At 52.7% G+C, this 14,250-nt stretch carries 13 protein-coding genes and 2 pseudogenes; 4 read left to right on the top strand and 11 right to left on the bottom strand.

Annotated elements, in window-relative coordinates:
- Positions 1–4 precede the first annotated feature (4 nt).
- The 3 genes and pseudogenes from DMR_RS24055 to DMR_RS24040 form a co-directional block, all read right to left on the bottom strand.
- Positions 5–1,387, bottom strand: coding sequence for a hypothetical protein (locus DMR_RS24055; RefSeq protein ID WP_148208555.1), 1,383 nt, complete (start codon positions 1,385–1,387; stop codon positions 5–7).
- An 81-nt stretch (positions 1,388–1,468) separates the two neighbouring features.
- The gene (locus DMR_RS24050; protein ID WP_148208554.1) at positions 1,469–2,896 is read right to left on the bottom strand and encodes a B12-binding domain-containing radical SAM protein; all 1,428 of its coding nucleotides are present in this window, start codon (positions 2,894–2,896) and stop codon (positions 1,469–1,471) included.
- A gap of 527 nt (positions 2,897–3,423) precedes the next feature.
- Positions 3,424–3,817, bottom strand: a pseudogene (locus DMR_RS24040) (transposase); the annotation flags it as partial.
- 296 nt (positions 3,818–4,113) lie between these two features.
- Between DMR_RS24040 and DMR_RS21930 the strand changes: the two are divergent.
- Entirely contained in the window at positions 4,114–4,539 is a 426-nt protein-coding gene (locus DMR_RS21930; RefSeq protein WP_043602377.1) for a DUF6444 domain-containing protein, read from the top strand.
- Between the two features lie 38 nt (positions 4,540–4,577).
- On the opposite strand, the pseudogene tnpC (DMR_RS21925) reads toward DMR_RS21930, so the two are convergent.
- Positions 4,578–5,213, bottom strand: a pseudogene (gene tnpC / locus DMR_RS21925) (IS66 family transposase); the annotation flags it as partial.
- Between the two features lie 65 nt (positions 5,214–5,278).
- On the opposite strand from tnpC (DMR_RS21925), the gene DMR_RS21920 reads away from it, so the two are divergent.
- Positions 5,279–6,634, top strand: a complete 1,356-nt coding sequence (locus DMR_RS21920; RefSeq protein WP_012749714.1) for a transposase — start codon at positions 5,279–5,281, stop codon at positions 6,632–6,634.
- On the opposite strand, the gene tnpC (DMR_RS21915) is transcribed toward DMR_RS21920, so the two are convergent.
- Genes tnpC (DMR_RS21915) through tnpA form a run of 3 tightly spaced genes read right to left on the bottom strand, consistent with a single transcriptional unit; the run spans position 6,615 to position 8,330 of the window.
- Positions 6,615–7,580, bottom strand: coding sequence for an IS66 family transposase (gene tnpC / locus DMR_RS21915; RefSeq protein WP_012750611.1), 966 nt, complete (start codon positions 7,578–7,580; stop codon positions 6,615–6,617). The two genes, DMR_RS21920 and tnpC (DMR_RS21915), sit on opposite strands and share 20 nt — an antisense overlap.
- Before the next feature lie 49 nt (positions 7,581–7,629).
- Positions 7,630–7,983: an IS66 family insertion sequence element accessory protein TnpB gene (tnpB, locus tag DMR_RS21910; RefSeq protein WP_012750610.1), complete on the bottom strand. Its 354-nt coding sequence runs from the start codon at positions 7,981–7,983 to the stop codon at positions 7,630–7,632.
- Positions 7,980–8,330, bottom strand: coding sequence for an IS66 family insertion sequence element accessory protein TnpA (gene tnpA / locus DMR_RS25855; RefSeq protein WP_012750609.1), 351 nt, complete (start codon positions 8,328–8,330; stop codon positions 7,980–7,982). Before tnpA ends, tnpB begins: the two co-directional genes overlap by 4 nt.
- A 92-nt stretch (positions 8,331–8,422) precedes the next feature.
- Between tnpA and DMR_RS21900 the strand changes: the two genes are divergently transcribed.
- Together DMR_RS21900 and DMR_RS21895 are read left to right on the top strand one after the other, a co-directional pair.
- Positions 8,423–8,914: an IS66 family transposase gene (locus DMR_RS21900; protein WP_012750608.1), complete on the top strand. Its 492-nt coding sequence runs from the start codon at positions 8,423–8,425 to the stop codon at positions 8,912–8,914.
- A gap of 17 nt (positions 8,915–8,931) precedes the next feature.
- Positions 8,932–9,681, top strand: coding sequence for a transposase (locus tag DMR_RS21895; RefSeq protein WP_012750607.1), 750 nt, complete (start codon positions 8,932–8,934; stop codon positions 9,679–9,681).
- 160 nt (positions 9,682–9,841) lie between these two features.
- Here DMR_RS21895 and DMR_RS24820 read toward each other — a convergent pair whose 3' ends face one another.
- The 4 genes from DMR_RS24820 to DMR_RS21875 all read right to left on the bottom strand — a co-directional run bounded on the left by DMR_RS24820 (position 9,842) and on the right by DMR_RS21875 (position 14,210).
- Positions 9,842–10,423, bottom strand: a complete 582-nt coding sequence (locus DMR_RS24820) for a hypothetical protein (RefSeq protein ID WP_043602375.1) — start codon at positions 10,421–10,423, stop codon at positions 9,842–9,844.
- On the bottom strand, positions 10,410–11,900 hold the full coding sequence (locus DMR_RS21885; protein WP_012750605.1) for a hypothetical protein: 1,491 nt from the start codon (positions 11,898–11,900) through the stop codon (positions 10,410–10,412). Before DMR_RS21885 ends, DMR_RS24820 begins: the two co-directional genes overlap by 14 nt.
- Positions 11,901–12,095: 195 nt before the next feature.
- Positions 12,096–13,409: a hypothetical protein gene (locus tag DMR_RS21880; RefSeq protein ID WP_012750604.1), complete on the bottom strand. Its 1,314-nt coding sequence runs from the start codon at positions 13,407–13,409 to the stop codon at positions 12,096–12,098.
- Between the two features lie 15 nt (positions 13,410–13,424).
- Entirely contained in the window at positions 13,425–14,210 is a 786-nt protein-coding gene (locus tag DMR_RS21875; protein ID WP_012750603.1) for a ParA family protein, read from the bottom strand.
- Positions 14,211–14,250 lie beyond the last annotated feature (40 nt).

Genomic DNA, 14,250 nt, shown 5'->3' with positions numbered 1-14,250 from the left:
CATATTATTTATACATTGAATTCACCATGAGTCTCAAAGTTTGAATATAAATACCCAAATATACACATAGGCCATATCTAGGGTTAAAAATACTTAAAATTTCGAACCCTCGTAGTTGATTGAAATTTTTTTTAATATAACGCGAAAACTCTTGTAGAGAGTAGGCTGCAAGTATATACCAAGAAAAAGATGTAAAAAAATAATAATACGTGGCATCTTCGATATAATCTATGCCACGAAGCATTCCACGCCCTAGCACGAGAAATATAATACAAACCAAAAGGCTAAGCATGCAATATAACAGCATGAAATTTTTTAATGACAGTTGTCTTTCTCGCAAGATGTCAATGGTAACTGCAATTAAATTGATAACAAAAAAAAGCATTGATAGCGTTGAAAATAAAATTTTTAGCATGAATGGTTGATTTGAAAACTTCCAAGAAAACGAAAGAGAATTAGAAGGAGAGACTGTCACTGCTAGCGGTGCAAATGCGGCTTCAAGAGTAGCTCCAGCATAAACAAAAATGTTTTTAACAGAATTTATAATAAAATCAAGCCTACTATTTAAAAGTCCCCACTTATCAGATCCGTTGTCACTTACAAAGCTTTTTATAGTGTGTCCATAATGAAAATATTCGAAAATATTAAGCCCAGCCCAGATAAAAAATACACCTAAAAGAATACTAAAAATTAATTTTGTTGGGAAAAAATTTTTAAACGAGGAAGAATGATCGTTTTTAAAATTTAGAAAAAATCTAAGAGCAACTAAGTATACCACCATAAAAAGCACAGTTATTGCAACGTACTCATGGAAAAGTGTTGACAAAAAAAGCATAAAAGAAAATACCCATATTGATTTTTTTTTGCTAAATTCACAATACACTACTCCTAAACAAAAAAACAATACGGCACACATGTACGGCGATATTTGCCGCCACAAAATAATATCCATCGAAAGTGGATCTAGGATAAATAAGAGAGTGGCATAGGCCGATATAAAGGCAGGCAAGCCTAGAACACTCTGTAGTATTATAAAAATTAAAATGGAAATTACTGAAGCAATGAATATACTCGACAACCCAACAACAAGCTTGTTTTTGACTAAAAAATGCTGAACGTATATAGATAAGTGTGTTCCAGGTCTAAACAAAAAAGTATCCCCTGACGCATGAATCCTTGTTCGAGAAATCGAAATGAAGTGCAAAAAAAAATCAAACGAGTCGCCTACGAAAACAGTCCTTTCTTTTTCAAGAGCAAAATCGTCTCGTCTGTATATGTTTTCTTTGCCACTCCAAAAACAAAAAAAAACTGTACTTACGATAATCAAGATCAACAATAACCTTTGAGAGGCATATCTTTGACAACTTTTTTTATCCGCCAACACCATGAACTTATCCTCCAGCAAGATTGATAAAACAACCAAGCGATGCCTTTGACATGACTTTCTAATGCCATGCTTGTGTCCCTGTCATTCCACTAGCAGAGATCGTATAAGACTTTTTAAGTATCTAAATCCTGTAACTGTTGTATAGCAAATACCCCCATGCATGCGGTATATTGATCGAAAAATGGCTACATAAAAAATTTCATAAATTAAACGCAGGACAGGCTTAGGCAGTCCAAGAGCAATCTTTTTTAAATTTGGACTTTTATATATAGCCGGAACTGACGAAAAAACAGGGAAAAGACACATTATTTTTTGGATGGTTTCATTTGCATCAGGAGGAATATTCATGACAGACTTTGAAAAGTAGTTCAACGGCAATTTTTCTTCTGGAATTTCAGAAAAATAACCATTTTCTTGAGCGTATCTTGTCATTTCCAACCCCGGAAACGGTACGAAAATATTAGCCAAGGCTAGAGTTGGATTCGCAGCAATATTAAGCTCCAATGTCTCGAATATTTGCTCTAATTTCTCACCAGGCAGACCTATCACATTTCCAATCCTATGATTTATTTTATATTTATTAAGCAAATGCGCGGTGTTTAAAATTTGTTCGCGCGTCATATTGCGTTTCATTACGGTATTGCGAAAGAAATCGTTGCCAGACTCTATGCTCCAATTCACCATCACACACCCGCTTTCACTTAGTGCTTTAGCGACGTCTTCATTCATTAAATTTGCACGGATATTACATGAATATGGGACTCCTAATTCTCTAGGGAACCGTTCGCAGAATTCAAACAACCATTTTTTATTTAAAATAAACGTGTCATCAATAAAAATGACCAACTTCAAAGGATATTTCCCCCTAACAAGACGAATTTCTTCCAAAATGTAGTCTACACTCTTTTTTCTAAGCACATGTCCACTGTTTTTAAATAGCTTATTATACCGGTGATTGAAGCAATAGGTGCAAGAAAAAGGGCATCCGCGTCCTGAAATAAAAGTCTTACTTGGGTTCATTCGTCGGACATAGTCATGGCTATAGATGATATCACGGTCCGGAAAAGGCATCGCATCTAGATCTACGAAATGATCAAATTCAACAGGCGATGGATCCTTGCGAAGAAAGATATTTCGTGATTCTTTATTATTACCTGTCAAGAGTAACGGCAAAGCGGTTTCGCCCTCACCCATACAACCCGCATCAATGGTTGTATCTTTTAATAAATTAGGATTAAACGTAATACACGGACCACCTATAACGGAAAAACAATCCATATTTTTTTTTATTTTAGCATCAAAACGAGCATACTTTCGAAAATATGACGAATATGTTGAATATAAAATATACTTGGGCCTCATTTCCTGCAGTCGGCGCAATGCAGCGTTTTCTTTATTTACTGGAAGGTATCCAACACTCAGCCCATGTTTTTTTAATACAGCTGACAATGCATAAATACCATGGCGGTCATAAATGTCCTGCTCAAGGTCAACAAATACCGCATCCATATCTACTCCCTTAGGCAAAGTGCTAGTCTATGACCACCTGTATTACTTAACAGGATCGATTTCGTCGCTATCGAAACAATAACTCTTACCTAGTTGGCCAAAATATATTTTAACTATCCACGCGCTATGGCGCCACTGTCTTCACCCAACTGGGGAAGCGGTCCATGCCCCGGTTTAAGCTTAAGATTCTCCGTCATATTGATTCTAAATCCGTAAGCAGTTCAGTTCAATTTATTTTTCCGGTGCAGTCTGTTGTTAAAAAAGATGAATATTTTAGCATATTGACCTCGCAGGTCTAAGCAGACGTCTTTCACCCGCGAGGTGCGCCGCAAAGGTAGGTTTCGACCATGTGCGGCAATTCAAGAACAGCGATTTCTTCGCCACAGCCCTGGGCCTTGGTCGTGTTCCGTCGGAGGCCACTTTGCGACAGTGTTTCGAGGCCATGAGCCTTGATCACGACGTCCATGACGCCATGCCCATGTGCTCTGTACGCATGCTGCGCAAGCTGGATTTCAAGCCCCGGCACGTTAGTGTGCCTCACGTGGAATTTGGGCTGGCTGCGCCTCGTTGGGTTGGGTGTTGAGTTCGGCCATGGCTTCGACCTGCATGTAGCGGCTTTGCAGCTGCCACTCGTCGTTTTGCTCCAGCAAGATGGCCCCGATGAGCCGGATGATGGACTCCTCGTTGGGGAAGATGCCGACCACGTCCGCTCGCCGCTTCACCTCTTTGTTCAGCCTTTCCAGCGGATTGGTGCTGGCCGGGAAGGTCATGTGCCAGCCCGTCGTGCTCGGTTTCGTCCATGAAGCTGGTAAGTTTCGGCCATTTGCCGCGAAGCTGGTCAGCGACATGCCGCCAGGTCTGGCTGGCGCGGACTGCGTCCGGCTGTAAAAAGGCTTGGCGCAGGGCGGCCGAGACCATGGCGTGTCACTATGTTGAGTGTAAATTACTCCTAGGGCACTGACAACAACTATTCATGTGCACCTGCGCCGGTCGCGGTAGGGACCACCCTTTCGGATTGCCCCCCGCACAGATCCTAGCGAGCGTAACTACCGCACTGGGCTCCTACCTCGGGTGTTTGGCGTAAAAGCGCTGGTTTGGATGAGGATGCATGACTTTGAGCGTGGGGATCCACAGGCTGACGATTGGACTGAAGGTACCCGCTCACACCCTCTGGACATTTTCTATGAAATGCCCATTGTTTTCAAATGGATCACGCCATGGCGTCTGCCAAGCTCATTACGCCTGAAGTGGTCAGGCACACACCGTGGCCCATGCTGGGCTTCGTCCATGAACTGACTGTCGAGAACCGGAAGCTCCGGCTCGAAATTGAAGCACTTCAGGCCAAGCTCAATCAGAATTCCGCTAATTCCAACAAGCCGCCGTCATCAGACAGCCCTTTCAAGCCCAGGGCGAAGAAGACCAACAAGACCGAACCCCGCAAAAAACGCATCGGTGTCCGCCAGCAGTGTCTTCGGCCCACGGAAATCACGGAACTTCATCCCGGTCCGTGTGCATGCGGCTGCCCCGACCTGATTGATCCCGAGCCCTACTACATCCATCAACACATCGAGATTCCCGAGCCCAGGCTCGATGTGGAACACATCATCCTTTACCAAGGCCGTTGCTCTGTAAGCGCTCAATAAGGCGCGTCTTGTCAGGGCGAGCAGGAAGCAGGATAAGCTCAGGCAGGCATGATAAGGCTTTGAGGATCGATGTACTGGGGCAGGAGGGCCTTGCGTTGGGCGTCAGTGGTTGCCGCCGGCAAGTGCTCGAAGAGGTGGCGCAGATAACGGTATGTCTCCAGCCCGTTGGCCTTGGCCGTTTCGATGAGGGAGTAGATGGTGGCCGAGGCGTCGGCTCCGCGCGGATGGCCTGAGAACAGCCAGTTTTTGCGGCCCACGGCAAAGGGACGGATAGCGTTTTCGGCCAGGTTGTTGTCCGGACGCAGTCGGCCGTCTTCCAGATAGACGACCAACCGCTCCCACTGTTTGATGGCATAGCCGATGGCCTTGCCAAGCAGACTCTTGGGCGGCGTGCTGGCAACGCGAGCATCGAGCAGCGCCTTGAGCTTGTCCAGTATCGGCCTGGACTTTTCGGCTCGCAAGGCCTTGATCTGCTCGGGATTGAGCTTCTGCTTTTCGGCTTGGTGCTCCACGCCGTAGAGCTTACCGATCAGATCGAAGACGGCATGGGCCGTGCCACCTTTGGCCTTCTTGCCGGCAGTCTTCTCGACTTCGACGAATTTGCGCCGGACATGGGCCATGCAGCCGAGGTGGCGCAGACCTTCCCGTTCGCCCAGAGCCTCGTAGCCGCTGTACAGCGTGTTGAAAAACTCCGCCAAGTGACCGAGAATCCAGCCATCGCGGTTCCGGAGGTGATCTGATGGGGCTTGGCCGTCAGGGTGATCAGCAGGGGACGATGTATCTGGCCTGGGATGAGATTCCTCGGTCTCGTGGGCACGCTTTTTACGATCGTCTCCAGCAGACTCTCCGGAAAGCCGCCTTCGATGGTTTCGCCGAGAAGCTGTGCAAGCCCTTCTATTCCGACAAGGGGCGTCCCTCCATTCCGCCTGGCCGGTATTTTCGGATGCACCTCGTGGGGTATTTCGAGGGCATCGACAGCGAGCGCGGCATTGAGTGGCGCTGCGCCGATTCGCTTTCCCTCCGGGATTTTCTCCAGCTTTCGCCCAAGGAGTCTGTGCCGGATCATTCCTCGCTCAGTCGGACACGGTCCCGTCTGCCGCTGGCGACCCACCAAGAGGTTTTCACCTGGGTTCTCAAGGTGCTCAGCAAGGATGGCTTGGTCCTTGGAGGCCGCATTGGCGTGGACGCTTCGACCATGGAGGCCAACGCGGCGCTCAAAACCATCGTGCGCCGGGACACGGGTGAGAGCTACCGCAAGATGCTCCTGCGCATGGCTAAGGAGAGCGGCATCGACTCTCCGACGGATGAGGATCTGGCTCGCATGGACCGCAAGCGCGTCGGCAAGACGCTTTCGAACAAGGACTGGCAGTCGCAGGTCGATCCCGAGGCGAAGATCGCCAAGATGAAGGATGGCCGAACGCATCTGGCGTACAAGCCGGAGCACGCGGTGGACCTGGACACCGGCGCGGTCGTGGCGGTCGAGGTGCATGAAGCGGACAAGGGGGACACTTCGACTCTGCAAAAGACGCTGAAAGCCGCTCAAGAAAGTTTGCGACGGGTCACTTCCACACCGCCATGCCCGGACGATCCTGCGGAACTGGTCGCGGACAAGGGCTATTTCTCCCGGGATGTCCTCAAAGACCTGGACGGAGGGCCATGGCGGACGAGAATCGCCGAACCCAAGCGCAACGGCCTGAACTCCTGGCGTGGCGATCATGAGGCGCGGCGCGCCGTGTACAACAACCGAATCCGGATATCGTCGATGGTCGGGAAGGCCATGGGAAAACAGCGGACGGAACTGGTCGAAAGAAGCTTCGAGCATACGCTGGACCGGTCTGGCGGTATGCGCCGGGTCTGGCTCCGGGGACGGGAGAACATCCAGAAACGGTATCTGCTCCATGTGGCCGGTTTCAATCTCGGCCTGCTGATGCGGGTCAAGACCGGCCATGGCACCCCCAGGGGCTGGGCCAGTGCCTGGCTTGCGCTCATTTGGCCCAATCAGCATCCCTCAATGGCCTATTTGGCCATCGTCATGGTGGTCGAAGGACGATGCTGTGGAATCATGCCCATCGCCGTCATCTGCGGGGGAGAATAGCCGGAAACAGCTTTTTGCAACGGCCTGTGTAGCCGTCAGTTTGGAGATAGCCTTTGAAGTCGCCAAGAATTTCCGCAGCCACGCTGCCGGCGCGGGTCGGATGATAGCGAAACAGGACGACCGGCTTTCCCGGTGTTCCGCCCTGGGCGACCCACATGTACGACTTGCTGGTGTTGGCCCGGTCCAGCTCGCGCAGCACCTGGACCGTGGTTTCGTCCATGTTGACGATGGGCCCGGAACGAATTTCAGCGATGATCATGTCGATGAGCGGCTCGCAGGCCTTGGCCACGCGGATCATCCAGCCGGCCAGGGTTCCCCGAGAGATGTACAGCCCCAGGCGAGCGAACTGATCCTCCTGGCGGTACAGGGGCAGCGCGTCGGCATACTTGGCCACGGCGACATGGGCCAAAAGGCCCGTGGTCACGATGCCCTGGGGGATGATTTGGGGCGGCATGGGCGCGGTTTTCACCGTCGGCCCATCGTCCTCCACACCTTCGCAGGTCCGGCAGGCGTATTTTGGCCGGATGTGGCGGATGACCTGGATTTTGGCCGGTACGATGTCGAGCTTTTCGCTGACTTCCTCACCGATGCGGACCAGCTCAGCGCCGCAGGGGCAGGCCTTCTCCGATTCCGGCAGGTCGTGGATGATCTCCACCCGGGGCAGATCCGCAGGGATGGGGCGACGGCCGCGTTTGCGGCGGGTGCCCGCCGGAGCGCAGGCCTCCTCGAAAGTCTGCGGCTTGTGCTCCTCCACAGTCTGTTCGGCTTCGTCGAAGAGGGAAAGCTGCTGCTCCTGGCCGGTACGGGGGGTTTTCTCGGATTTGGGACCGTAAATGATCAAGTTCAGGAGCCGAAGGCGCTGCTCCAATTGGGCAATTTGCGTCCGATGATCGGCAATGACACTCTTGAGAACGGCGGGGTCGTCAGGAAGGGAATTGATGTCCACGGCCTGAGCAATATGTCAGTATTATTCAATTTAATCAAGATAATACTGGTCAAAAGAGCGTCGAATACTCTAGCCGGGAATGCCCTTTCACGGCCAGAGGATCAAGTCCGTCGAGCAGCCAAGCGAGCTGCCTGGAGTCGATGGACAGCACCTCGGCCTCGTGAGTTGGCCAGCGAAACACATGGCGCTCCAGGCGCTTTTGCCAGAGACAAAAGCCATTGCGATCCCAGTAGAGCAGCTTGACGATAGTCCGACTGCGGTTACAAAATCCGAACAAGTGGCCGGCGAACGGATCGAGCGTAAGCTGCTGTGACACCAGGATGGACAGGCCGTCGATGGCCTTGCGCATGTCCGTGGCCCCCAGGGCCAAGTAAACCCGAACGTCGTTTGCCGGCAGCATCATAACCGAGCCAGCGTGCGGACAAGCTTTTCCAGCACCGGCGCGGCGAAGTCGCCTCTGATCTCAATGCGAAAGGCGTTGCCCACGTGCACCAGCATCGGCTCAGGCGCGGTTGCCATGTCCGCCTGGGGCGACGCGGACAGCGACACAGGGACGATTGCGAAGCAAGGCGCTGGCTCTTCGTCGGCCGATCTCGCCAAACGCTTCCGCCAATAGCCCCATGAACTTGGGGAAAGGTCATGCCGCCGGCAGTAAGCCCCCTGGCTCAGACCACTGCCTCGCCAAGACTCAAAATGTCCAGCCCAATACGCCGCCTTCTCTGATCTATGCTCCGTTGCTGATGCTGCCATGGGCGTCCCTCCTGGGGACATTCCATGCCAGAAAACTCAGGAGACGTAAGAAGGACTTCTTTTGACGGTTACGTTGCTCTCGGTGCGGCCGAATGATCAAAGCTCTGGTCCCGCCAGAGAAACGCACGGGCTTTGGACCCCGGCTTTCGGCCAACATCGCCGAGCTTTGCGGCATCCATGGGGACAGCCGTCGCGCTGTGCAGGACTACCTCTTGTCCGTCTTCGGCCTGCCCATCAGCCAAGGCGGGATTCAGAAAGTCATTGATCGGGTCTCTCAAGCCATCAAGCCACATTACGATAGCATCGCCAAGGTCGCGAGGAGCGCGCCGGTTGGACATGTTGACGAGACCTCTTGGCGTCGCAAGGCCAAACTGGTCTGGCTTTGGGTTCTGGCCAGTTCCCGCGCCGCATTGTTCATGATCCATCCCAGGCGCTCTAAAGCCGCGTTCGAGGAGCTTGTCCAGGGATGGTCCGGCATTCTGGTCGCCGACGGTTACGCCGTGTATCGCCAATGGGTGGGGCTGCGACAGGCCTGTCTGGCGCACCTGATCCGCGAGGCTGAGGGGTTGGCCTCCCCAAGGTAGCAACAGCGAAGGAGCGCTTGGCGCTGATTCGCAAGGCCAAAGCCGAACTTGAGGCCCAGGCCCAGGAACGGACCAAGGAGCAGGAAGCCGCTCAGAAGGCTCGCGAACGTGAGGAGCAGAAGACGGGTAAAAAGAAGCGGGGACCTAAACCCAAGACCATCAATCAGGAAGTCGACAGCGAGGCCAAGGCCAATCTGACCGACCCTGAAAGCCGGATAATGAAGACGCGCAAGGGGTTCATCCAGGGGTACAACGCCCAGACCGTGGTGAGCCAGGACCAAGTCATCATTGCCTGCGACGTGGTTAGTGAATGCAATGATTTTGGACAGTTGAAACCAATGGTTGAGTTGGCCGAGGCAAATCTTTACGAGATCGGGGAAGAGCCGGATAAGATTCTGGCCGATGCTGGTTATTGCAGCCAAGCCAACCTGGAATACATGGATCAGCCTGGTTCTGCCGACCCTTATATTGCCGTGAAGAAGGATCATAAGCAGCGCTGTGAGAATGTCGCGGCTCCCCGAGGGCGCATCCCCAAAGACATGAGCCTGAAGGAGCGAATGGAACGAAAGCTTAGGACCAAGGTCGGGAAAGCATTGTACCGACTTCGAGGTCAAATCGCAGAAGCTCCTTATGGTCAAATAAAGGACTGTCGTAATCTGGCAAAATTTCTGCTTCGTGGTCTTGAAAAAGTAGGTGGTGAATTTGATCTATGGTGCTTAACGCACAATATCCTCAAGCTCTATAGACATATCTTGGTGGCCACCTAGGGCAAAAGAAGAGATTATATCGGAAACAATCGTCTGCTACCAGCAATATGAGCGCAGACGCCGGATAAGAGGGTATGTCGGTTGAAAATCGTTTCAACCCAGTGAAGGATGGCACTTTGCCCGATTAGCGCTGAAAATCTTCGTGAGACAGGCTCTAAGATTAACGGAAAAACGCCTTCTCTCCGGGAAGCCAGACCTGTGCCCACGGGCCGCGCAATACAATGACCAGATTGACTGAAAATTGCCGGGGCTCCTCACCATGTTCGCAGCACGACAGATCCAGCAGATAGCGACGCCCTATCGGGGTCCAATCTTCCTCACCCTTGAGTCGGAACAAGACGTTGAGGATATTGTCCTCACAAACAAGCACTTCCGAATTTTTGGAAACGCGTGGAAAGAAAACGTATTCGTCGAAATCCTTGCGAATCCTTACGTGCAGCAAGGCAAGCTTACCGGGATCGCGCGGCGTGACATAGGGGATTTGGTCGTCCCCAAGGCGCAGTTCGCAATTTTCCATGGCCTGGATCGCGACGGCCTGCTCCACCGTGGTGGTTTTGAAGAACCCTTCAAAACGATGGTGCGGCCAAAGCGCCGCGTGACGGGTCATGAGGCAATCAGCCGTTCGCCAGATGCGGGACGGACGCCAACCATACGCCGCCAAAGCTATGCCGAGCAGTAAGCAGGCCATCCCGCCAACGCACAATCGTTTCCAGGCAAGACGACTCGAATCAATCCACGGCATAAAGCCTCCCCACCTCCGTCGTCGTCAGCAGGCGCAAGTTATTTTGCTCCAACAGACGTTTCTCGATTGCTGGATCCATGACCAACGCAAATCCGGTCCGCACCCGATAGTCGCGCTCCCGCAAAAAACTTTCCCACGTGTCCATGACGTTGACGCAAGGTGGCAAGCCAAGCAATTGCGGCGTGTAACTAAATATGAGTACGGTATTTTTCCAGCGATCCGAGGAAATATTCTGAAAATAAGAGGCGGTTTGCGCGCGAAACGTCTCAATGGCCAAGCGCTTTTCCGGAGCGTACAGGTATTCCTCTCCGACCTTGCGGAACCGTTCCAGGAAAGACGGCAAAAACAGGATATTAACAATCAGAAAGAATGCGAGGCGGCGGCTATCGATATAGCGTACCGAAGCCAGTACAACGATGAGGAACCCCTGAAGGACAATCTTGAGCAGCATGACCTGGAACACGTAATACAAGGCGGCGGCACTGACGACGGAAACGCCCAAGATGCTCAGCCCGAACAGGGAAAGCCGCTGCCCCCTACCGGAAGGGGGCAGTCCGAGACACAAGGCCGTGGCGGCTGCAAGCAGAAACAAACCATAGATCGTATCGAAATCCCCCTTGCCTACAAAAGCGATCAATGTCTGAAGGTTAATTCCGATTTGTTTCCATAAGATCGAGAAATCGCCCTTGGCCAGAGCCGGCATGACATAGGGCCGCAAATCCTCGGAAAATTCAGGATAAGGATATGGCGAGCGCGTCGCGTCGAAGGCAAAGCCAAGAAGCGCCGCGCCCGCCAGTGAGCAAATGATGATCGCCCAACGCCGCCTAGACGAAACATCGGGCAACACCACCAGAGCGGGTAGAAACAAAGCCCAGTTGTTGCGCAAGAACGCGCCCACTCCCACAGCCGCAAGCAGTCCGAGCCATAAGCGTCGCCTGACCTTCGGCGTGTCAGTTTCAACGAGTCTGGCAACAAGTCCGGAGACGATGCAGGCGATCAGAATATGGACTGATTGAAATGAATTATAAGAATTTAGCAAATAGATAGGATAGAGCGATAAAAACACTAAAAAAGCACGACCAAACTGCCGCAACGACGGACTTGCCAACAGGTTATAGAGTCCGATCCCGAGGGCGGTAAAGACAAGATTGCTATAAATAGGCGTATCATATTGCCAATTTCCCCATGAAAAAAAAGAATAAAAAATAGGATTAAGTATGCCATGTGAAGCACCCTGGCAATCTATCCCCCATTTAATGATGGTTGCGAGCAACTCTTCGTGTCCAAAATATCCGGTTTTGTCAGCGCACTCGCGAAAATTATAAACTTCTTTCCAATATTGCAAATAATCTATTGCCGTAGGAATGTTGTCATTTATATCGACATCAAACATATACCACAATAGTGTTTGAGTAATCAGGAAGAAATAAATAAACGCTACAATTGCGACAGCTGAGGACAAGACAATTTTCTTCATATCAATCTACTTTACTTGAATAATCGCGTTTCTTGGCATTACACAATGAGCCAAGTCAAGGGGGCCAAGGTCACACCGGAGGTTTACCTCAAGCAACGACCTATTTAACGCTCGAAAAAGACCAACAAGACAAAATGCCGATACCTCAAATACATTGTGCAGTGGTCTCAACCTGCTGCAACAGACCGTCTCATGCTACGTCGGTTCTCCAAGTTTGATCCAAAAATTTTTCAACCAGCTCTCTTCCGGTCCACGCCGGTCTTCCAGGGCTTTTTCCCGCGCTTCCCGGCTCAGCCCCTGCTCCCAGGCTCGGAATCGGGCTAGCCGGGCTTGTTCGCGGCTTTGGGCCAGGGCCTTGGCTTCGTTGGCCGCGTCGAGTTCGGCCTGCTCCTCGGCGCTGACGTAGCCGGCCGGGCGGCGATAATAGCCTTTGCTGGCCAGGGAGCGGAAAACCCAGGCGCAGGGATCGGCCACGGGCTGCCCTGCCTTGTCCAGCATTTTCCCCTCGGCCAGTTCCCATTCGGCGTGGTCCAGGCCCTGGATGATCCGGTCGGCGGATTTGCCAAGCTGCGCCAGGGCGTCGTGGATCTGTTCAAGCTGGGCCAATCCGAAACCGGCCCGGGCCAGGCAGGGCCAGGATGTGCGCACCGTCTCCGAGGAGATAGAAAGATTCTTTCTTTCTATCTTAAGAGGGGCGTTTTCGCTGTTGAATTCCACAGCTGAACTTGACTGCTGATCTCGTCCTCTTGGTTTGTATGGTTGCTTTGTCTGCTGGCTTTGTATGTAAACTTTGTCTGCTTGACTATCACGCGTGACAGCGGCCAAGGCCTCGGTGGGGGCCAGGGAAAGGGCCCGATTGCGGCCGGCGCCCCACTGCTCCTTGCGCAGCCAACCGGCGGCGACGAACTTGTCGATGATGGTGCGCGCCGTGCCCAGGGGAACGCCGGTTTCAGCAGCAATGACGGCGTAGGTCGTGACCACGGGGCCGGTCTCCAGGAAATGGGTGGCCAGGGTTTTCTGGGCCATGGTGGCGATGGGCAGGCGCGGCGGCAGCCGCATGGCCGGGGCGGCGAGTCCGCTTGGTTTTTCTGTCTGCTTTGTCTGTTCTTTTTGGCTGTCTACTTTTAGCGCTTGTTTTGGCTGCTGACTTTCTATGCTGGATTTGTTTGTTGGTTTATACTGCTTTATTTGTGTGCTTGGCGTGTCTGTCTGCCCGCTGATTTTGTCTGCCTGCTTTGTCTGCTCGGCTGTTGGGGCCAGCGGTTGAACTACTCTTACGAGCTCAACTGTCGGCTTCAACTGTTGAAACAAACTGTCGATTTCGTCAGTCGGGTTTGTCTGATTGGTTTTTATAAGTGCTTTATCTGCTAGATTTGTCTGCTCGATATGGGGAGCGGCGTCGGCAAAAACCTCCCGACGGCCCTCCGGAGCGGCGGCTGCCGCGGGTGGCTGCCCGGCCATGCGGCTCTTCGCCGCCTTGCGCAGGAGTTGTGTCATCGACGTGGCCATGGCCTGCTCCCGAAGTTATTGCGACAGGATGCCGAGCAGTTCCGTGGCCAGGGACCTATAGGCCTGGGCGCCGGGGCTTTTCGAGGCGTGGCGCAAAACGGTCTTGCTCAGCATTTCGGATTGCTGAATGTCGGTATTGACCGGGATGATCGTGGAAAACACTCTCCCGGGGTAGCTCTGCTGGATCTGTTCGATGGTCACCTTGCTGACAGCGGTGCGGCGGTCGGCCTTGTTGATGAGAAGGCGCAAGAAACGACCAGAGGGGTTGTCCGGGTCGGCCTGGGCGATGCCGCCGATGGTTTCGATGGTGCGGTCCAGGCCGTCCATGGCGTAGCGGCTGCCGGCCTCGACAGGCACGAGGATGAAATCGGACGCGATCATGGCCTGGATGGAGAACAGGCCGAGGTTGGGCGGGCAGTCGATGAGGGTAAAATCGAAAGTTTTGGCGGCGTGGAGGCGCAGTCGGTCGCGCAGCATGTACCAGCCGTAGTCCTCGCGGCGGGCCAGGGCCGGCTCCAGGGCGGCGCTGTCGGTCTTGTTGGGCAGCACGTGGAGGCGTTCGTAGTCAGGGGCGGGGATGATGCAGGCTTCCGCCGGGACACCGTCGCCGTCGAGCAGCTCCAGCAGGCTGTTGCCGCCCCAGGGGCTGCCCAGAAAGGTGCTGGTGAGGTTGCATTGGCTGTCGGCGTCCACGATCAGGACACGTTTTTTGCGGGCGGAAAGGGCATGGGCCAGGTTCGCCGTGGTGGTGGATTTCCCGACTCCCCCTTTGTTATTGGACACGGCAAGTATGATTCCCATGGGCTTTTGCCTCCCTGTGTGAGTCTGCTCCGTGCCGTGG

Origin of the sequence: Solidesulfovibrio magneticus RS-1, assembly GCF_000010665.1 — a bacterium.
Taxonomy (GTDB): domain Bacteria; phylum Desulfobacterota; class Desulfovibrionia; order Desulfovibrionales; family Desulfovibrionaceae; genus Solidesulfovibrio; species Solidesulfovibrio magneticus.
The sequence above is the reverse complement of the archived record's forward strand: the minus strand, read 5'-3'. Positions and strand labels throughout refer to the sequence as shown.

Excerpts from the sequence above, each read along its gene's own strand:
- DMR_RS24050 (WP_148208554.1), bottom strand. The coding sequence starts at position 2,896 with ATGGATGCGGTATTTGTTGACCTTGAGCAGGACATTTATGACCGCCAT.
- DMR_RS21875 (WP_012750603.1), bottom strand. The coding sequence starts at position 14,210 with ATGGGAATCATACTTGCCGTGTCCAATAACAAAGGGGGAGTCGGGAAA.
- tnpA (WP_012750609.1), bottom strand. The coding sequence starts at position 8,330 with ATGGCAGCATCAGCAACGGAGCATAGATCAGAGAAGGCGGCGTATTGG.
- tnpB (WP_012750610.1), bottom strand. The coding sequence starts at position 7,983 with ATGATGCTGCCGGCAAACGACGTTCGGGTTTACTTGGCCCTGGGGGCC.
- DMR_RS21880 (WP_012750604.1), bottom strand. The coding sequence starts at position 13,409 with ATGGCCACGTCGATGACACAACTCCTGCGCAAGGCGGCGAAGAGCCGC.
- DMR_RS21920 (WP_012749714.1), top strand. The coding sequence starts at position 5,279 with ATGGGGCTTGGCCGTCAGGGTGATCAGCAGGGGACGATGTATCTGGCC.
- DMR_RS24055 (WP_148208555.1), bottom strand. The coding sequence starts at position 1,387 with ATGGTGTTGGCGGATAAAAAAAGTTGTCAAAGATATGCCTCTCAAAGG.
- DMR_RS21900 (WP_012750608.1), top strand. The coding sequence starts at position 8,423 with ATGATCAAAGCTCTGGTCCCGCCAGAGAAACGCACGGGCTTTGGACCC.
- DMR_RS21885 (WP_012750605.1), bottom strand. The coding sequence starts at position 11,900 with ATGAAGAAAATTGTCTTGTCCTCAGCTGTCGCAATTGTAGCGTTTATT.
- DMR_RS24820 (WP_043602375.1), bottom strand. The coding sequence starts at position 10,423 with ATGCCGTGGATTGATTCGAGTCGTCTTGCCTGGAAACGATTGTGCGTT.
- DMR_RS21930 (WP_043602377.1), top strand. The coding sequence starts at position 4,114 with ATGGCGTCTGCCAAGCTCATTACGCCTGAAGTGGTCAGGCACACACCG.